Source organism: Prevotella brunnea (assembly GCF_008016795.1).
GTDB lineage: Bacteria > Bacteroidota > Bacteroidia > Bacteroidales > Bacteroidaceae > Prevotella > Prevotella brunnea.
Genome location: NZ_SDIK01000022.1, coordinates 1 through 18,442 on the forward strand (window position 1 = coordinate 1; position 18,442 = coordinate 18,442).

General features: G+C 43.5%; 17 protein-coding genes and 5 tRNA genes. All 22 read left to right on the plus strand.

The window, feature by feature from the left end:
• Positions 1-353: 353 nt before the first annotated feature.
• The gene (locus tag ETF27_RS03360) at positions 354-671 is read left to right on the plus strand and encodes a CD225/dispanin family protein (RefSeq protein ID WP_130830080.1); all 318 of its coding nucleotides are present in this window, start codon (positions 354-356) and stop codon (positions 669-671) included.
• Between the two features lie 108 nt (positions 672-779).
• The gene (locus tag ETF27_RS11430) at positions 780-1,046 is read left to right on the plus strand and encodes a DUF2752 domain-containing protein (RefSeq protein WP_255418189.1); all 267 of its coding nucleotides are present in this window, start codon (positions 780-782) and stop codon (positions 1,044-1,046) included.
• A 21-nt stretch (positions 1,047-1,067) separates the two neighbouring features.
• Complete coding sequence (locus ETF27_RS03370) at positions 1,068-1,406, plus strand: TM2 domain-containing protein (RefSeq protein WP_130830078.1); 339 nt, start codon at positions 1,068-1,070, stop codon at positions 1,404-1,406.
• Between the two features lie 210 nt (positions 1,407-1,616).
• Positions 1,617-1,808, plus strand: coding sequence for a 30S ribosomal protein S21 (gene rpsU, locus ETF27_RS03375; RefSeq protein WP_130830077.1), 192 nt, complete (start codon positions 1,617-1,619; stop codon positions 1,806-1,808).
• Between the two features lie 71 nt (positions 1,809-1,879).
• A complete protein-coding gene (locus tag ETF27_RS03380) occupies positions 1,880-2,764 on the plus strand; it encodes a tyrosine-type recombinase/integrase (protein WP_130830076.1) in 885 nt (294 codons plus the stop codon).
• 23 nt (positions 2,765-2,787) lie between these two features.
• Positions 2,788-3,087, plus strand: a complete 300-nt coding sequence (gene hpf, locus ETF27_RS03385) for a ribosome hibernation-promoting factor, HPF/YfiA family (protein ID WP_130830075.1) — start codon at positions 2,788-2,790, stop codon at positions 3,085-3,087.
• Between the two features lie 96 nt (positions 3,088-3,183).
• Positions 3,184-3,260 (plus strand) — tRNA-Thr (locus ETF27_RS03390).
• A gap of 26 nt (positions 3,261-3,286) precedes the next feature.
• A tRNA-Tyr gene (locus ETF27_RS03395) sits at positions 3,287-3,368 on the plus strand.
• Positions 3,369-3,432: 64 nt separating this feature from the next.
• Positions 3,433-3,505, plus strand: a tRNA-Gly gene (locus ETF27_RS03400).
• Between the two features lie 9 nt (positions 3,506-3,514).
• Positions 3,515-3,586 (plus strand) — tRNA-Thr (locus tag ETF27_RS03405).
• 71 nt (positions 3,587-3,657) lie between these two features.
• A complete protein-coding gene (gene tuf / locus ETF27_RS03410) occupies positions 3,658-4,848 on the plus strand; it encodes an elongation factor Tu (protein WP_130830074.1) in 1,191 nt (396 codons plus the stop codon).
• A gap of 46 nt (positions 4,849-4,894) precedes the next feature.
• Positions 4,895-4,967 (plus strand) — tRNA-Trp (locus ETF27_RS03415).
• A gap of 15 nt (positions 4,968-4,982) precedes the next feature.
• Positions 4,983-5,174, plus strand: coding sequence for a preprotein translocase subunit SecE (gene secE, locus ETF27_RS03420; RefSeq protein WP_130830073.1), 192 nt, complete (start codon positions 4,983-4,985; stop codon positions 5,172-5,174).
• A 13-nt stretch (positions 5,175-5,187) separates the two neighbouring features.
• On the plus strand, positions 5,188-5,733 hold the full coding sequence (gene nusG, locus ETF27_RS03425; protein ID WP_130830072.1) for a transcription termination/antitermination protein NusG: 546 nt from the start codon (positions 5,188-5,190) through the stop codon (positions 5,731-5,733).
• A 59-nt stretch (positions 5,734-5,792) separates the two neighbouring features.
• Complete coding sequence (gene rplK, locus ETF27_RS03430) at positions 5,793-6,233, plus strand: 50S ribosomal protein L11 (protein ID WP_130830071.1); 441 nt, start codon at positions 5,793-5,795, stop codon at positions 6,231-6,233.
• Between the two features lie 21 nt (positions 6,234-6,254).
• Positions 6,255-6,947 carry a 50S ribosomal protein L1 gene (gene rplA, locus ETF27_RS03435; protein WP_130830070.1) on the plus strand — a complete coding sequence of 231 codons (693 nt, stop codon included), beginning with the start codon at positions 6,255-6,257 and terminating at the stop codon, positions 6,945-6,947.
• An 18-nt stretch (positions 6,948-6,965) separates the two neighbouring features.
• Complete coding sequence (gene rplJ, locus ETF27_RS03440; protein ID WP_130830069.1) at positions 6,966-7,484, plus strand: 50S ribosomal protein L10; 519 nt, start codon at positions 6,966-6,968, stop codon at positions 7,482-7,484.
• Between the two features lie 59 nt (positions 7,485-7,543).
• The gene (gene rplL, locus ETF27_RS03445) at positions 7,544-7,927 is read left to right on the plus strand and encodes a 50S ribosomal protein L7/L12 (RefSeq protein WP_130830068.1); all 384 of its coding nucleotides are present in this window, start codon (positions 7,544-7,546) and stop codon (positions 7,925-7,927) included.
• Positions 7,928-8,105: 178 nt separating this feature from the next.
• A complete protein-coding gene (gene rpoB / locus ETF27_RS03450) occupies positions 8,106-11,915 on the plus strand; it encodes a DNA-directed RNA polymerase subunit beta (RefSeq protein ID WP_130830067.1) in 3,810 nt (1,269 codons plus the stop codon).
• Positions 11,916-11,942: 27 nt separating this feature from the next.
• Positions 11,943-16,316 carry a DNA-directed RNA polymerase subunit beta' gene (gene rpoC, locus ETF27_RS03455; protein ID WP_130830066.1) on the plus strand — a complete coding sequence of 1,458 codons (4,374 nt, stop codon included), beginning with the start codon at positions 11,943-11,945 and terminating at the stop codon, positions 16,314-16,316.
• Between the two features lie 408 nt (positions 16,317-16,724).
• A complete protein-coding gene (locus ETF27_RS03460) occupies positions 16,725-17,048 on the plus strand; it encodes a DUF3467 domain-containing protein (RefSeq protein ID WP_130830065.1) in 324 nt (107 codons plus the stop codon).
• Positions 17,049-17,832: 784 nt separating this feature from the next.
• Complete coding sequence (rpsL, locus tag ETF27_RS03465) at positions 17,833-18,216, plus strand: 30S ribosomal protein S12 (protein WP_025875841.1); 384 nt, start codon at positions 17,833-17,835, stop codon at positions 18,214-18,216.
• The last annotated feature ends 226 nt before the right edge of the window (positions 18,217-18,442 follow it).

The window sequence follows — 18,442 nt, forward strand, 5'->3', positions numbered from 1 at the left end:
AGCTAAATCCGTATAAGACAAGATAATTCATTATTGCTGTCCGGTAAAATGTGTACTTTTGCCCATGTTATCTGAGTTGGGAAACAAAAGCAAAGATAACAAAAAGGGCTGATACCTCGTGAGAAGTGTCAGCCCTAATTCATAAAAAATGTGGGATGTTTAGCGGACAGTAATAATATTTTTTCCGAAACAAAGATAAGAAAAAGGGGCTTACACACTTTTATAGGACAGTACCATATGCTGATCGCTTTTATGGAATTGCTAAAAAAAACTATTGGGGATTTGTGGCATTGATAATAATTTCGTACTTTTGAACTCAACTTTTAAAACAATTGATTAATAAACCAAAGACTATGAATGAAAATTTTACCAATGATGGCATGGGACAGAATGGGAGTGCAGGCAATGTAATGCCTCCGAAACCTAACAATAACCTGATATTTGCCATTTTTACAACTATTTGTTGTTGCTTGCCTTTGGGCATTTATGCGATTATCTTGGCAAATAAGGTGAATACCTATTATATGACCAATCAGTACGAGTTGGCTGTGGCAACTGCCAATGACGTGAAGAAATGGTGCTGGATAGGAGTTATCATTTCCGTGGTATGCAATTTAGCCTATTTCGGCATTTTTGGTTTTGGCTCTCTTGCGGATCTCCTTAATCAGTAAGGGTTGAGAAAGATCGCCTTTTTGCTGTTGGGGGCAATTGCAATTGGCAGCTTTTACTTTCTGTTAAATCCTGCTCAGTATCGGTTGTCCCCAAAGTGTCCCGTTAAGTTGCTAACGGGTTACAGCTGTCCGGGTTGCGGAGCGCAGCGGTTTTTGCATGCTGCACTTCACGGCAATTTCGGAGAGGCTATCTCTTACAATTATTTCTTGTTGCTTGCACTGCCCTATTTGCTGGTTTTGTGCTTGCTTTGGGTGCTACCCATAGGAAAATGGAAGTCAAAATGGGGCAGGATAGCGGAACACCGGTATGTTGTTTGGACCTATATCGTGATTTTTTTTGTTTGGTTGGTTGTACGTAACGTATTGCATATATAAAATTTCAAAAGCCTTACAACTATGAACACAATTCAAGTGGAACAATTACTGGCAGTAAATGGCGGAAAAATCCCATTTGAGGCATGGGAACTTGTGAAACGCAGCTTGATGGAAATGGACCTCCACACGGCAAATCTACGATTTTCGATGATGAAAGATCCTACGATTTCCATCATCTTGTCGATTCTTTTGGGGCAATTGGGAATTGACAGATTCTACATCGGTGATATCGGATTGGGAGTTCTGAAACTGATTACTTGTGGTGGTGCCGGTATATGGTGGATTGTTGACTTGTTCCTGATCATGAATGAGACCCGAGCGAAAAACCTCCGACTGTTGCAAACCGGATATTCATATTAAAAATAGGAGCTCACACTGGTTTGCGAGGATTCTCGCGAAAGGGACGTGCATCGTTGGAATCTTTCCACTACAACCTTTAAAACGTCGCGAAATTTGCATTTATCCGATAAATATTTGGTAGTTAGGAAAATAAACTGTAATTTTGCACCGCTAAAGTTGGCACATGCCACTTTGTAAATGTTTAACAATTAAATAATTAAAACAAAAAGCATGATTATTGTACCGGTAAAGGATGGTGAGAACATCGAAAGAGCTCTCAAAAAATTTAAGAGAAAGTTTGAAAAAACAGGTGTCGTAAAAGAACTTCGTTCACGTCAGCAGTTTGACAAACCTTCTGTTAAGAGGCGCTTGAAGATGGAACGCGCCATCTATGTACAGAAGCTTCGTGATGCGGAAGAATAAAAAATCGCGTAGAATTTGGTAGTTCAAAATAATTTCCGTAAATTCGTTGCCAATAACCAATTATTCGTGACGTGTTGAGGATTGAGGATTTCTTGAATTATTTATTGTTGGAGCGAAATAGTTCACTGTTGACGCTAAAGAGCTACAGTGGGGATTTGAAAGAGTTTCAGCTGTTTTTCAAGACTATCGAAAAATCCCTGACATGGGAAGTGATTGATTCGGATCTCGTTCGCGATTGGATAGAATCCATGATGGATAAAGGCATGAAAGCTACTTCCGTCAATAGGAAGCTGAGTGCTCTGAGAACATTCTATCGTTATGCCTTGAAAAGAAAACTGGTGCAAAACGATCCTACTTACGGCATACAAGGACCTAAACGGGAGAAACCCTTGCCACAGTTTCTTAAAGAGTCGGAAGTGAACGAACTACTCGACTCGAAGGAATGGACAGATGACTACAATAGCGTTCTCGCACGTACCATCATCCTGACATTCTATACTACGGGGGTTCGCTTGGCGGAATTGGTCGGACTGGATGACAGTGATGTTGATTTTGACTTGCGAGAACTCAAAGTTACGGGGAAGAGAAACAAACAGCGCATCATTCCTTTCGGCGACGAACTATACATGGCGCTTAAGGCGTATATGCGTAAACGAGATGAGGAGATTGACAAGAAATCGGCAGCCATATTCCTTTCGGAAAAAGGAAAACGCGTAGCAAGGTCACAGATTTACGCAATGGTTAGACAGAGCTTGTCGTCTGTCTCTACACTTCAAAAACGCAGTCCACACGTACTTCGACATACGTTTGCGACAGCCATGCTTAATCACGATGCCGGTTTGGAGAGTGTGAAAAAATTGTTGGGACATGAGCGATTGACGACCACCGAAATCTATACGCATACAACGTTCGAGCAATTGAAAGAAGTCTATAAACATGCCCACCCACGGGCTTAACCTTTCAAAAAAAGGAGGCAAATATGGAAATTAAAATTCAAGCAATTCGTTTTGACACTACCGAGAAGTTGGAAGCCTTTATTATTAAAAAGGTAGAGAAGTTAGAAAGAACTTACGAGGAAATTCAGAAAGTTGAGGTGCAATTAAAGGTAGAGAAACCTGCGACAGCATTAAATAAAACAACCAGCCTTACGGTAACAGCTCCGGGAAGCCACTTATATGTGGAAAAGACCTGCGATACGTTCGAGGAAGGCGTTGATTTATGCTTGGACGCAATGAAGGTACAACTTACCAAGGTAAAAGAAAAACAAAGAAATTATTAAAAAAAATCCTTTTTTCTTGGAGGATAAAAAATAAAGCATTACCTTTGCAGCCGTTTTACGACAAGTGGAAACGCAAGTGGCCGAGCGGCTGCAATTGCCTCTTTAGCTCAGTTGGCCAGAGCACGTGATTTGTAATCTCGGGGTCGTTGGTTCGAATCCGACAAGAGGCTCCACTACGAGAAAACAATATAGATGATAAGGGTAGTTTCCAGAGTGGCCAAATGGGGCAGACTGTAAATCTGCTGCTTCTTGCTTCGGTGGTTCGAATCCATCACTACCCACTCGATAAAAGAAACATCTAACCTTCGACTCCCAATATGGGCAAGAGATAGTTTAGATAAACATGCGGAAATAGCTCAGTTGATAGAGCACTAGCCTTCCAAGCTGGGGGTCGCGGGTTTGAGCCCCGTTTTCCGCTCACGGTTTTGCTGTAATAGCTCAGTGGTAGAGCACTTCCTTGGTAAGGAAGAGGTCCTGAGTTCAACTCTCAGTTACAGCTCTACAATCTTATCTTAGTAAAAGATAGAGAAAAACAAAGATAATTCATTTATATAAATAAAATAAAAAGCTATGGCAAAAGAGACATTTCAGCGTACCAAACCGCACGTTAATATTGGTACAATTGGTCACGTTGACCACGGTAAGACTACTTTGACAGCTGCCATCTCTAAGACTCTTCACGATAAGGGATTTGGTGGTGAAGATGCTAAGTCTTTCGATCAGATTGATAACGCTCCTGAAGAAAAAGAGCGTGGTATTACCATCAACTCTTCACACATTGAGTACGAAACGGAAAAGCGTCACTACGCGCACGTAGATTGTCCGGGACACGCCGACTATGTAAAGAACATGGTTACTGGTGCTGCTCAGATGGATGGTGCCATTCTTGTAGTAGCTGCTACCGACGGTCCTATGCCTCAAACTCGTGAGCACGTTCTGCTCGCTCGTCAGGTGAACGTACCTCGTTTGGTTGTGTTCTTGAACAAATGCGATATGGTTGAGGATGAGGAAATGCTCGAGCTCGTTGAAATGGAAGTTCGTGAAATTCTTGACCAGTATGAGTTCGAGGAAGATACTCCTATCATTCGCGGTTCCGCTCTTGGTGCTTTGAATGGCGTTGAGAAATGGACAGATAAGATCATGGAACTTATGAATACCGTTGATGAGTGGATTCAAGAACCTCCTCGTGCTACTGACAAACCGTTCTTGATGCCTATTGAAGACGTATTCTCTATCACGGGTCGTGGTACTGTTGCTACAGGTCGTATTGAAACAGGTGTTATCCACGTAGGTGATGAAGTAGAATTGCTCGGTCTCGGCGAAGATAAGAAATCCACTGTAACCGGCGTTGAGATGTTCCGTAAGATTTTGGACGAAGGTCAGGCAGGAGATAACGTAGGTTTGCTTCTCCGTGGTATTGACAAAGAAGAAATCAAACGTGGTATGGTTCTTTGCCATCCGGGTCAGATTAAGCCTTTCAAGAAATTCAAGGCATCTGTTTATATCTTGAAGAAAGAAGAGGGTGGTCGCCACACACCATTCGGTAACAAGTATCGTCCTCAATTCTATCTCCGTACCATGGATTGCACCGGTGAAATTACATTACCGGAAGGCGTTGAAATGGTTATGCCGGGTGATAACGTTGAAATCAAGGTTGAGCTTATCTATGCTGTTGCCTTGAACACAGGTCTGCGTTTCGCTATTCGTGAGGGTGGTCGTACGGTAGGTTCCGGTCAGATCACTGAAGTTTACGAAGACTAATCACATACATCATATATAGAGTTTCCAAAATATGGAAACTCTATATACGGGTTTAGCTCAGTTGGTAGAGCACTGGTCTCCAAAACCAGGTGTCGAGGGTTCGAGTCCTTCAACCCGTGCTAAAGAAAGATAATATGTTTAAGAAGATAGTAAATTACTGCAAGACTTGCTACGACGAACTTGCGCATAAGACCACATGGCCTACACCTGCTGAACTTACACACACTGCAATGGTTGTATTATCTGCTTCCCTTGTCATTGCTTTGATTGTGTTCGTTTTTGATTTTATATCACAGCATGTGATGGATTTTGTCTATCCGGGTTAAAAGTTTAGGAAAAATGGCTGAAACAGAAAAGAAATGGTATGTTCTTCGTGCTGTTAGTGGCAAGGAAGCAAAGGTGAAAGAATACATCGATGCTGAGTTGCGACAGAACAGCAAACTTGCGCAGTATGTCTCAGAGGTTTTATTGCCCACCGAGACACACGCAACCATGCGCAATGGCAAACGTGTAGTTTCCGAGAAGTTAAGTCTTCCCGGCTATGTGCTTGTTCAAGCCATTATGAATTCGGAAGTTGCTTCCAAACTCCGGTATATGCCTAATGTACTTGGATTCTTGGGTGGAATGTCCGAACCTACTCCCGTTCGTCAGTCCGAGGTTAATCGCTTGCTGGGTAATGTGGAAGAATCCGAATTGGAAGATATTCAGAACATCCCATACGAAGTAGGCGAATCTGTGAAAGTTACCGACGGACCTTTCAGTGGTTTCCATGGTATCATTGAAGAAGTGAACAATGAGAAACATAAGCTGAAGGTGATGGTGATGATTTTCGGACGTCAGAATCCTTTGGAGCTGAGTTTTATGCAAGTCGGAAAAGAAGATTAAAGTATTGTTACGAATACCTCTTCTTTTATAGTAATCAATTTTAAATATTAACAAAAGAAATGGCTAAAGAAGTTGCTGGATTAATCAAATTACAGATTAAAGGTGGCGCTGCAAATCCTTCCCCTCCCGTAGGACCTGCACTGGGTTCCAAGGGTATTAATATCATGGGATTTTGCAAGGAGTTCAACGCCCGTACCCAGGATAAAGCTGGAAAAGTACTACCAGTTGTCATCACTTACTACACCGATAAGTCTTTCAGCTTTATAATCAAGACTCCTCCCGCAGCGGTTCAGTTGCGCGAGGCAGCAAAGATTAAGAGCGGATCAGGCGAGCCTAACCGCAAGAAAGTCGCTTCCGTAACCTGGGATCAGGTCAGAGCGATTGCAGAGGACAAGATGACAGACCTCAACTGCTTTACGGTTGAGAGTGCTATGAAACTTGTAGCCGGTACTGCACGTAGTATGGGTATCACTGTAAAAGGTGACTTCCCTGGTAAATAATTTTAAACTTCAAAAGTAGAAATGAGTAAACTGACAAAAAATCAGAAATCAGTAGCTGAGAAGGTTGAAACAGGGAAGGCATACACTTTGGAAGAGGCTTCAAAATTGGTAAAAGAAATTACCACTACTAAGTTTGATGCTTCTCTCGATATTGATATCCGTCTTGGCGTGGATCCTCGCAAAGCTAACCAAATGGTTCGCGGCGTGGTAACATTGCCTAACGGAACGGGAAAAGTAACGCGTGTGCTCTGTCTCTGTACTCCTGATCAGGAGGCTGCCGCTAAGGAAGCCGGTGCTGATTATGTTGGTCTTGATGAATATATTGACAAGATCAAGGGCGGATGGACAGATGTTGATGTTATCATTACGATGCCGTCTTGCATGGGTAAGGTAGGTCCTTTAGGACGTGTGCTCGGACCTCGCGGTTTGATGCCTAACCCGAAGAGCGGTACTGTGACTATGGATGTTGCTAAAGCAGTTAAGGATGTTAAATCAGGTAAAATTGACTTCAAGGTTGATAAGGCGGGAATTATCCACACATCAATTGGTAAGGTTAGCATGACACCTGAACAGATTTATGGTAACGCGAAAGAATTTATTTCAACCGTTATCAAGTTGAAGCCTGCTGCTGCTAAAGGTACATATATTAAGAGTATCTTTATTTCAAGCACAATGAGTAAGGGTATCAAGATTGATCCTAAATCAGCTGAGTAACTCTAAAAGTTTTGTAAGATGAAAAAAGAAGTAAAAGATACGATTATCACTGAACTCGGTGAGAAGCTGAAAGAATATCCTCATTTTTATCTTGTAGATGTTACAGGGTTAAATGCTGAGGCTACCAGTGCTCTCCGTCGAAAGTGCTTCAAGAGTGAGATAAAAATGGTTGTTGTGAAGAACAAACTTCTTCACAAGGCATTTGAGGCTTCGGATGTTGATTATGAACCTCTGTATGGTTCTTTGACAGGTAACACTGCTGTGATGTTTGCACAAACAGCAAATGTTCCCGCAAAACTCCTAAAAGATTATAAGAAGGAAGGAATTCCAGCTCTAAAGGCAGCTTATGCTGAAGAGACAATCTTTGTGGGGGCAGATAAGCTCGAAGAACTTGCAGCTCTCAAGAGCAAGAATGAACTCATTGGCGACGTTGTGGCATTGCTGCAATCTCCTGCGAAGAACGTTCTTTCAGCTCTACAATCAGGCGCAACCACCATTCATGGTGTGCTTAAGACTTTAGGCGAGCGTCCGGAATAATCTTAATAAAGTCATTAGTTACAGTTTTTTAAAGATAAAAATTAAAATTTAGAATAAAAATGGCAGACGTAAAAGCTATTGCAGAAGAGTTAGTAAATCTTACTGTTAAAGAAGTAAATGAGTTGGCAACAGTCCTGAAGGACGAGTATGGTATCGAGCCTGCTGCTGCAGCTGTTGCAGTTGCTGGTCCCGCAGCCGGTGCAGCCGGTGCCGCTGATGCTGCTGCTGAGAAGACAGAGTTTGACGTTGTTCTCACTGAAGCAGGTGCAAGCAAACTGAAGGTAGTTAAGGCTGTTAAAGAGGCTTGCGGTCTCGGCTTGAAAGAGGCGAAAGACCTCGTTGATGGTGCTCCTTCTACATTGAAGGAAGGCTTGTCTAAGGACGAAGCTGAGAACTTGAAGAAAGCTATCGAGGCAGAAGGTGCTAAGGTAGAATTGAAGTAATTCTCATAGCAGATGTTGTTCATGGCGTTGTCATTGACTAACGTTATGCGCAATGTATAGAAATTCGGTTAGGATTTGCTAAGTAGGCAGGTCCTAACCTTTTTGTGTCTTTCGACAATTATTCGGATTTAATCCGATAGGTGTATTTCAAGTTACACTTTATTTTCAATTTTAATTTATGGCAACAGAGAATAAACCCAGAATAAACTTCGCCAGTGTTCAGAATCCGTATCCTTATCCGGATTTTCTTGATTTGCAATTGAAGTCGTTCCGCGATTTCTTGCAATTGGATACTCCACCGGAGGAACGTAAGAATGACGGTCTCTATAAGGTATTTGTAGAGAATTTTCCCATTACCGATACACGTAACAATTTTGTTCTTGAATTCTTGGATTATTATATTGATCCGCCTCGCTATACCATTGAGGAATGCCTTGAACGTGGACTGACTTACAGCGTCCCCTTGAAGGCTAAGATGAAATTGTATTGTACGGACCCGGATCATGAGGATTTCGGAACCTTTATACAGGACGTGTTCTTAGGTACTATTCCCTATATGACCACTAATGGCACTTTCGTAATTAACGGTGCTGAACGAGTTGTTGTTTCCCAACTTCATCGCTCTCCGGGGGTATTCTTTGGACAAGGCGTACATGCCAATGGTACTTTACTTTATAGTGCTCGTATCATTCCGTTCAAAGGGTCTTGGATAGAGTTTGCTACGGATATTAACAATGTCATGTATGCGTACATCGATCGTAAGAAGAAGCTACCTGTTACAACAATGCTCCGTGCGATTGGTTTTGAAAGCGATAAAGACATTCTTCAGATTTTTGACCTTTGCGAGGAAGTTAAGGTCAATAAGAAGAATATGAAGGCGGCTATCGGAAGAAAGCTTGCCGGCAATGTAATGAAAAGTTGGAACGAGGATTTCGTTGATGAAGATACGGGTGAAGTGGTGTCCATCGAAAGAAACGAAGTCGTTGTGGAACGTGAGTCTGAAATCAGCGAGGAGAACATTGGGGAAATACTTGAGAGTGGAGTATCTTCCATTCTTTTGCACAAAGACGAGGAAATTGCGAATATGTATTCCATCATTTTCAATACACTCGCTAAAGATCCAAGCCACTCTGAGATAGAGGCTGTTAATTACATCTACCGTCAGTTGAGAAATGCTGATGCTGTTGATGATGCCAGTGCACGGGAAGTCTTCCAAAACCTCTTCTTCTCCGACAAACGTTATGATTTAGGTGAAGTTGGGCGTTATCGCATTAACAGGAAGTTGGGGCTTGACACAGACATGGATGTACGTGTCTTGACCAAAGATGATATCATTGAGATTATCAAATATCTCATCAATCTTGTCAATTCAAACGCTACGGTTGACGATATCGACCACTTGTCGAATCGGCGCGTACGTACCGTGGGTGAGCAGTTGGCAAACCAATTCTCTATTGGTTTGGCTCGTATGAGTAGAACCATTCGTGAGCGCATGAATGTTCGCGATAACGAAGTGTTCCAGCCAACCGACTTGATTAATGCCAAGACCATATCCAGCGTTATCAATTCATTCTTTGGAACCAATCCGCTGAGTCAGTTCATGGACCAGACCAATCCTTTGGCTGAAGTAACACATAAACGTCGCCTCTCTGCATTGGGTCCCGGTGGTCTTTCTCGTGAACGTGCCGGTTTTGAGGTACGTGATGTGCATTATACGCATTATGGTCGTCTTTGCCCGATTGAATCTCCTGAAGGACCTAACATTGGTTTGATTTCCTCTCTTTGCCTTTATGCGAAAATAAATGAACTTGGCTTTATTGTAACACCCTATAGAAAAGTAACGGATTCAAAGGTTGATCTTGACAACGACCATGTTGTTTATATGACAGCTGAAGAAGAGGAGGATTTGCCTGTAGGACAGGGCAATGCTCCTTTGAATCCTGATGGTACATTTATTCGTAGTTATGTGAAATGTCGTCAGGATGCCGACTATCCCGTAGTTGAACCTCACGAGGTGTCGCTGATGGATGTATCTCCTCAGCAGATCGCTTCCGTTTCGGCAGGATTGATTCCTTTCTTGGAACATGATGATGGTCACCGTGCTCTCATGGGCTGTAACATGATGCGTCAGGCTGTACCTTTGTTGCACAATGATGCTCCAATCGTTGGAACAGGATTGGAACGACAGGTATGCGAGGATTCTCGTACCATGATTACGGCAGAGGGAGATGGCGTGATAGAATATGTTGATGCCACTACCATTCGTATTCTTTACGACCGTACCGAAGAAGAAGAATTCGTAAGTTTTGAGCCGGCATTAAAGGAATATCGTATTCCTAAATTCAGAAGGACGAACCAAAACATGGTTGTCGATCTTCGTCCCATCTGCGATAAAGGTCAGCGCGTGAAGAAGGGCGACATCCTGACGGAAGGTTACGCAACGGAAAACGGCGAGTTAGCATTAGGTAGAAATCTGCTTGTTGCCTATATGCCATGGAAAGGTTACAACTACGAGGACGCTGTGGTAATCTCAGAGAGGATGGTTCGTGAGGATGTACTGACTTCAGTCCATGTGGATGAATATTCCCTGGAGGTTCGAGAAACAAAACGCGGTGTAGAGGAGTTCACTTCCGATATACCCAATGTAAGTGAAGAAGCCACAAAGGACCTTGATGAGAACGGTGTCATTCGGGTTGGTGCACGCGTAGAACCGGGTGATATCATGATTGGTAAGATATCACCAAAGGGAGAGAGCGATCCTTCGCCGGAAGAAAAACTGCTAAGAGCCATCTTTGGGGATAAGGCGGGGGATGTTAAGGATTCTTCGTTAAAAGCCAATCCGTCTTTGAGCGGTGTGGTCATTGATAAGAAACTCTTCGCTCGTGCCGTAAAGACTCGTGAAAGCAAACGCCGAGATAAAGAAACACTTAAAAAACTTGACGAAGAGCAAGAAGCAAAGAATAAAGACCTAAAGGAGTTGCTGGTAGATAAGCTTGTCCTACTTACCAAGGATAAGGTGTCGGCAGGAATAAAGGATTATTCCAATGCTGAAATTATTACGAAGGGCAGTAAATTCACCATCGCGATGTTGATGAACCTTGATTATGAAGGCATTCAATCTAATGGATGGACGGATGACGAACATACCAATTCTTTGATTCAGCAAGTCATCATGAATTACATCCGCAAGTTCAAGCAGATGGACGCGGAATTGAAACGTAAGAAATTCTCCATCACCATTGGCGATGAACTACCGTCGGGAGTGTTGCAGATGGCGAAGGTATATATCGCGAAAAAACGTAAGATTCAAGTTGGTGATAAACTTGCGGGTCGTCATGGAAATAAAGGTATCGTTTCTAAAGTGGTTCGTGTGGAGGATATGCCTTTCTTGGAAGATGGTCGTCCGGTAGATTTGGTCTTGAACCCAATGGGTGTGCCATCGCGTATGAACCTCGGACAGATTTTTGAGGCTATCCTTGGCGCAGCCGGGAGTAAGTTGGGAATAAAGTTTGCTACTCCAATCTTTGATGGAGCTAAATTGGAAGAGTTGAAAGAATGGACGGATAAGGCAGGCTTGCCAAACCTCTGTTCCACTTATATTTATGATGGTGAAACCGGAGAACGTTTCGACCAGCCGGCAACAGTAGGCATGACCTACTTCTTAAAGCTCGGTCATATGGTAGAAGACAAGATGCACGCACGCAGTATTGGTCCGTATTCTCTTATAACGCAACAACCTCTTGGAGGTAAAGCACAGTTTGGTGGTCAGCGTTTTGGAGAAATGGAGGTTTGGGCGATCGAGGCATTTGGCGCATCGCATATCCTTCAAGAGATTCTTACCATTAAGTCGGATGACGTTGTTGGACGTTCCAAGGCTTATGAAGCAATTGTCAAGGGCGAGCCCATGCCTACGCCGGGTATTCCGGAATCGCTTAACGTGTTATTACATGAACTCCGCGGTTTGGGCTTGAGTGTTAAACTTGACTAATACGAACACCTCAAAAATTGAAGAATAATGGCTTTTAAGAAAGATAATAAGGTTAAGAGTAATTTCAACAAAATTACAATAGGACTTGCTTCTCCTGAGGAAGTTCTTGAGAATTCCTATGGTGAGGTAACTAAGCCTGAAACAATAAATTATCGTACCTATAAACCGGAACGCGATGGTTTGTTTTGTGAGCGAATATTTGGTCCGACAAAGGATTACGAGTGTGGTTGCGGTAAATATAAGCGTATCCGATACAAGGGAATTGTCTGCGATCGTTGTGGCGTAGAGGTAACAGAAAAGAAGGTTAGACGTGAGCGTGCCGGTCATATCGAACTGGTTGTTCCCGTTGCTCATATCTGGTACTTTAGAAGCCTTCCTAACAAGATTGGCTATCTGTTGGGACTTCCCACCAAGAAATTGGATTCGGTAATCTATTATGAGAAATATATCGTCATCCAACCCGGTGTCGTTGAAGGAATGAAAAATGCCGATACGGACGAAGAACTGAACGGATCTCATAAATTCGATCTTATCTCCGAAGAGGAATATTTGGACATTCTTGACAACAGACTACCCGAGGGGAATGAGCGATTGGATAATTCCGATCCCAAGAAATTCATTGCGAAAATGGGCGCAGAGGCTGTTTATGACCTTTTGGTTGGGATAGATTTGGATCATCTTGCCGGTGAACTTCGCGACCGTGCCACTACGGATTCCAGTCAGCAGCGCAAGACAGAGGCTCTGAAACGTTTGCAAGTGGTGGAAGCTTTCCGTCAATCGGAAGGAATTAATCGTCCGGAATGGATGATAATGAAGATTATCCCCGTAACACCCCCCGAACTGCGTCCTTTGGTTCCGTTGGATGGTGGGCGTTTTGCCACATCCGACTTGAACGATCTCTATCGAAGGGTTATCATTCGTAACAATCGTTTGAAACGCCTGATTGAGATTAAGGCTCCCGAAGTAATTCTTCGCAACGAAAAGCGTATGCTTCAAGAAGCCGTCGATTCTTTGTTCGACAATAGTCGCAAATCGTCAGCCGTAAAGAGCGAGAGCAATCGCCCATTGAAGTCGCTTTCCGATTCACTAAAAGGTAAGCAAGGACGTTTCCGTCAGAACCTCCTTGGTAAGCGTGTGGATTATTCGGCTCGTTCGGTTATCGTTGTTGGGCCGGAATTGAAGATGGGCGAATGTGGTCTTCCCAAACTCATGGCGGCAGAACTTTACAAGCCGTTTATTATTCGTAAACTCATCGAGCGAGGTATCGTGAAGACCGTGAAGAGTGCTAAGAAAATTGTAGATCGTCGCGAACCGGTTATTTGGGACATCTTGGAAAACGTTATGAAGGGACATCCCGTACTCTTGAACCGTGCTCCTACGCTCCACCGCTTGGGTATTCAAGCTTTCCAGCCTAAGCTGATAGAGGGAAAAGCCATACAGCTTCATCCATTGGCTTGTACGGCATTCAATGCCGATTTTGATGGCGACCAAATGGCAGTACACCTTCCTTTAAGTAACGAAGCAATCCTTGAGGCGCAAGTCTTGATGCTCCAGAGTCATAATATTTTGAATCCTGCCAATGGTGCACCTATTACCGTCCCATCCCAAGATATGGTGCTGGGTCTGTATTATATCACCAAGTTCCGTCCGGGTGCACAGGGTGAAGGCTTATGCTTCTATGGCTCTGAAGAGGCGATAATCGCTCATAACGAAGGTCGTTGCGATTTGCACGCAAAAGTAAAGGTTGTCGTTGACGACCTTATTGATGGAAAACTTCAAAAACATATGGTTGAAACCTCCATCGGTCGTGTGATAGTTAATCAGATTATCCCGACAGAGGTAGGCTACTTTAACGATATCATTTCCAAGAAATCACTTCGCGGTCTCATTGCCGAGGTGATTAAAGCCGTTGGTATGGCGCGTGCGTGTGCTTTCCTCGATGGTATCAAGAACTTGGGTTATCGCATGGCTTATACCGCCGGTTTATCTTTCAACTTGGGAGATATTATCGTGCCCGAAGAAAAAGTCGATATTGTCGGTAAAGGGCAGGCAGAAGTCGATCAGGTGAAGGCGAATTATGAAATGGGCTTCATCACCGATAAAGAACGTTACAATCAGGTGATTGATGCGTGGACACACGTGAACAACAAACTGAAACAGAGCGTTATGAAACACATGGTTGAGGACGATCAAGGCTTCAACGCTGTCTATATGATGCTTGATTCGGGAGCTCGTGGTTCTGCCGACCAGATTGCGCAGCTGGCAGGTATGCGAGGCTTGATGGCAAAGCCACAGAAGGCAGGTGCCGAAGGAGCACAGATCATTGAGAACCCTATCCTTTCAAACTTTAAGGAAGGTATGTCGGTGCTTGAATACTTCATCTCCTCGCATGGTGCTCGTAAAGGTCTTGCCGATACGGCTATGAAGACAGCCGATGCAGGATACTTGACGCGTCGTTTGGTGGATGTTTCTCACGATGTGATTATCACTGAAGAAGATTGCGGTTCACTTCGCGGTTTGGAATGTCGGGCATTGAAGAACGGCGATGAGGTCATTGCTTCTCTTTTTGAGCGCATTTTGGGGCGTGTCTCCGTTCACGATGTCATCCATCCTACCACGGGAGAACTCATTGTTGCATCGGGTGAGGAGATTACGGAAGAGAAAGCCAAGATGATAGACGAGTCTCCGTTGGAGATGGTGGAGATTCGTTCTGTTCTTACTTGTGAGAGTAAGCGCGGAGTATGTCAAAAGTGTTATGGTCGCAACCTTGCTTCTGCGCGCATGGTACACTTGGGCGAAGCAGTCGGAGTTATTGCCGCACAAGCTATTGGTGAGCCCGGAACACAGCTGACGCTTCGTACTTTCCACGCCGGAGGTGTAGCCGGAAACGCCGCAGCGAACGCTACCATCACCTCAAAGAATGATGCCAAAGTGGAGTTTGATGAACTTCGCACCGTTCCTTTTGTTGACGATGAGGATAAAGCCTGCCAAAAGGTAGTAAGCCGCTTGGCTGAAATTAGGTTCATTGATCAGAATACCGGTATTGTGCTTTTGACGGAGAGCGTTCCTTATGGTAGCACACTCTATTTCAAGAATGGTGATAAGGTGAAGAAGGGTGATCTTATCTGTAAGTGGGATCCGTTCAATGCCGTTATCGTCAGTGAATATGCAGGTGTGCTTCGGCTTCACGATGTCGCTGAAGGTCTTACCTACAAGGCGGAAACCGATGATGCTACCGGCTTGACCGAACGCATCATCACCGAATCTCGCGACAAGGGTAAAGTGCCCACTGTGGATGTCGTTAAGAAAGGCGCGAAGAAAGGTGCTAATGGCGTTTATGAGGATAAGGATATTCTCGGAACTTATAACCTTCCGGTGGGCGGACACCTTGAGCAGATTGTGCGCGATGGTGCTGAAATCAAGACCGGAACAACGCTTGTAAAGATACCGCGTTCTGTTGGAGGCGCAGGCGATATCACCGGTGGTCTTCCACGTGTTACCGAACTCTTCGAAGCGCGTAATCCATCCAATCCTGCCGTGGTTTCAGAAATCGATGGTGAGGTGGCAATGGGTAAAGTGAAGCGTGGTAATCGTGAGATAATTATCACTTCAAAAACCGGTGAACAACGCAAGTACCTCGTAAGTCTGTCCAAACAGATACTTGTTCAGGAACATGATGCCGTTCGTGCCGGAACCCCACTTTCAGATGGTGTCATTACACCGGCAGACATTCTTTCTATCAAAGGTCCTACCGCCGTACAGGAATACATCGTTAATGAGGTTCAGGACGTGTATCGTTTGCAGGGTGTGAAGATAAACGACAAACACTTTGAGATTATCGTGCGTCAGATGATGCGTAAAGTTCGCATAGAAGACCCGGGCGATACCACGTTCCTTGAACAAGAGTTGGTTGATAAGCTCGACTTCTCCGAAGAGAACGATAGAATATGGGGCAAGAAAGTGGTTATCGATGCCGGCGACTCGGAAAATTGTTACAAGGGACAAATCCTATCCGTTCGCAAACTCCGCGATGAGAATTCCAGCCTGAAGCGTCGCGACCTCAAGTTGGTTCAAGTGCGCGATGCCGTTCAAGCCACAGCCACCCAGATGCTGCAGGGTATCACTCGTGCCGCTTTGGGTACGAAGAGCTTCATGAGTGCCGCTTCCTTCCAAGAGACAACCAAGGTGCTCAACGAAGCCGCTATCCGGGCTAAGAGCGATACATTGGATGGTATGAAGGAAAATGTAATCTGTGGTCATCTTATTCCTGCGGGAACCGGACTTCGTCAGTGGCAACGACTCGTTGTCGGCTCAAAAGAAGATCATGTGCGTATGGAGGCCAATAAAAAGAACGTTCTCGACTTCACCGATCAAGATGGTAACGAAGTCGAAGAGGAATAAATCTCTATACTTTTGAATAAAAAGAGGACATGCCTATGGTATGTCCTCTTTTTTTCAATCCTTTTTCGGAATGAGGCGTAACTCTATATTCGCATTGGGAATGGACGTGTAACCGTTTTTTTAATGGAACATTGCAAAAGGTAATCTGCGAATTGTTATGCGCTTTGTTCACAACCGTGATATTGACAGTGCCCGGGAGGTTGATTTTCTTGCGTGCGAACATTGTACAGAGATACACGTTTTTTTTACTTGCGTCCAAGTAAGCACACTTTAATCATTTCCTTTCATTTTCTACGTCTTGTTGTTGGCTTATGATCTTTTACGTGGAAAAAGATGATGATGTTTTCTTGTTGCTTTCCCTTATTTACATTAACTTTGCATCAGTTAAATCAATAATCAAAAGAAGAAATGGAAAATAACAATCAAAAACCACAAGGTCAGCAGTTGCAAATAGATTTAAGTCCCGAATTGGCAAAAGGTGTTTATACCAATTTTCAAATCATTTCCCATTCCAGTTCGGAATTTGTGATAGATTTCGTAACCATGCTTCCGGGCATACCCAAGGCTTCTGTTTCCAGTAGGGTGGTGATGGCCCCCGAACACGCTAAACGCTTGTTGGGCGCGTTACAGGAGAATATCATCAGATACGAAGCGGAATTTGGTAAAATAAATATCCCTAACCAACAACCACGCACAATAGCCCCCTTCGGTGTAAACAAGGGCGAGGCGTAATAATGGAAAAAGCCAAACTAATCAGATTGCCCCTGTTTATTTTTGGGGATGGTCTGTTTGCTCGTTTTTATCCATGGTGTCCTAAATATTTTTAGAGAACTCACGATGCGTTGCATCCGATCATGCGACTTGACGTGTCGTGCTCCAATGCCGAACAGCACCCGGCTCCTCATGTTTTCAATTCATGTTTAGACGGTGGAAAACAGATTCTTGTTACCGAAAAAAGCGACCCGACCATCGCTGCGAAATAATATGACAAAAACAACATTCGGATAGCATTTCGTAACCTTCTGATAATCAATGTGATATTGATTATGATCTAAAAGGTGAGCTTTTGCACTTCAATTCATGACCTATTGCATTGCAAAAGGTCAGCTTTCGGAACGTGAAAGTTAAGCTTTGTACTGATAGAATGAAAATATTTAGGACACTATGGGTTAAAAACATGATTTTTTACGTGCAATATTGCATTTATAATGTGAGGATTGGGATGGCAGCTGTTTCGCAAGAAGCCTGCGATAAGGGAATGAGTTGCAACGATGTTTGGAAATTTTAAACGGATGGATGACGAGACGAATGTTAAATAACGATACAAAAGTTATTTATTGTTAATTATATAAATGAGCTAAGTTATTCTTTTTCTTATTCTTAGGTCTTTTAACAGAAAGTTTGTACCTTTGCACCCCGAAACACCTCTATGCGTGTCTTCATATATATTAAGGTGTGCATTGGCGTTTTAACAGGTTGATAACAAACAAAATAATAATATATAATAAATTCAATTATGCCTACTATTTCACAATTGGTAAAAAATGGCAGAAAAGTGATTGTAGAAAAGAGCAAGTCTCCGGCTTTGGATAATTGTCCTCAGCGTCGTGGAGTCTGTGTTCGTGTTTATACTACAACACCTAAAAAGCCTAATTCGGCAATGCGTAAGGTTGCCCGTGTTCGTTTGACAAACCAAAAGGAAGTCAACTCCTACATACCGGGAGAAGGTCATAACTTACAGGAACACAGTATCGTGTTGGTTCGTGGTGGTCGTGTTAAGGATCTCCCTGGTGTACGCTATCACATCGTTCGCGGTACGCTTGATACCGCAGGTGTTGCAAACCGCACACAGCGCCGTTCAAAGTACGGTGCAAAGCGTCCAAAAGCAGCTAAGAAGTAATAATCGTTTGAGTTTCTTTCCCTTTACAGGGAAGGGAACTTGAATGGTTGTAAAGCCTTTCAATTAACAGTCGGAGAAGGTTGGTAAATGAGAGGAAAACAATAGAAAAGTCAAAATAAGTTTTGCTGGAGAATTGTTAATCACAAGGTTGAGTAAAAGTCCAAGAGTGGATTTTGAAGAACGGAAAAGACGACAGCCTCCGCAGACTAATAAAAGTTTTTAATAT

Excerpts from the sequence above, each read along its gene's own strand:
- ETF27_RS03360 (WP_130830080.1), top strand. The coding sequence starts at position 354 with ATGAATGAAAATTTTACCAATGATGGCATGGGACAGAATGGGAGTGCA.
- ETF27_RS03370 (WP_130830078.1), top strand. The coding sequence starts at position 1,068 with ATGAACACAATTCAAGTGGAACAATTACTGGCAGTAAATGGCGGAAAA.
- rpsU (WP_130830077.1), top strand. The coding sequence starts at position 1,617 with ATGATTATTGTACCGGTAAAGGATGGTGAGAACATCGAAAGAGCTCTC.
- hpf (WP_130830075.1), top strand. The coding sequence starts at position 2,788 with ATGGAAATTAAAATTCAAGCAATTCGTTTTGACACTACCGAGAAGTTG.
- tuf (WP_130830074.1), top strand. The coding sequence starts at position 3,658 with ATGGCAAAAGAGACATTTCAGCGTACCAAACCGCACGTTAATATTGGT.
- secE (WP_130830073.1), top strand. The coding sequence starts at position 4,983 with ATGTTTAAGAAGATAGTAAATTACTGCAAGACTTGCTACGACGAACTT.
- nusG (WP_130830072.1), top strand. The coding sequence starts at position 5,188 with ATGGCTGAAACAGAAAAGAAATGGTATGTTCTTCGTGCTGTTAGTGGC.
- rplK (WP_130830071.1), top strand. The coding sequence starts at position 5,793 with ATGGCTAAAGAAGTTGCTGGATTAATCAAATTACAGATTAAAGGTGGC.
- rplA (WP_130830070.1), top strand. The coding sequence starts at position 6,255 with ATGAGTAAACTGACAAAAAATCAGAAATCAGTAGCTGAGAAGGTTGAA.
- rplJ (WP_130830069.1), top strand. The coding sequence starts at position 6,966 with ATGAAAAAAGAAGTAAAAGATACGATTATCACTGAACTCGGTGAGAAG.
- rplL (WP_130830068.1), top strand. The coding sequence starts at position 7,544 with ATGGCAGACGTAAAAGCTATTGCAGAAGAGTTAGTAAATCTTACTGTT.
- rpoB (WP_130830067.1), top strand. The coding sequence starts at position 8,106 with ATGGCAACAGAGAATAAACCCAGAATAAACTTCGCCAGTGTTCAGAAT.
- rpoC (WP_130830066.1), top strand. The coding sequence starts at position 11,943 with ATGGCTTTTAAGAAAGATAATAAGGTTAAGAGTAATTTCAACAAAATT.
- ETF27_RS03460 (WP_130830065.1), top strand. The coding sequence starts at position 16,725 with ATGGAAAATAACAATCAAAAACCACAAGGTCAGCAGTTGCAAATAGAT.
- rpsL (WP_025875841.1), top strand. The coding sequence starts at position 17,833 with ATGCCTACTATTTCACAATTGGTAAAAAATGGCAGAAAAGTGATTGTA.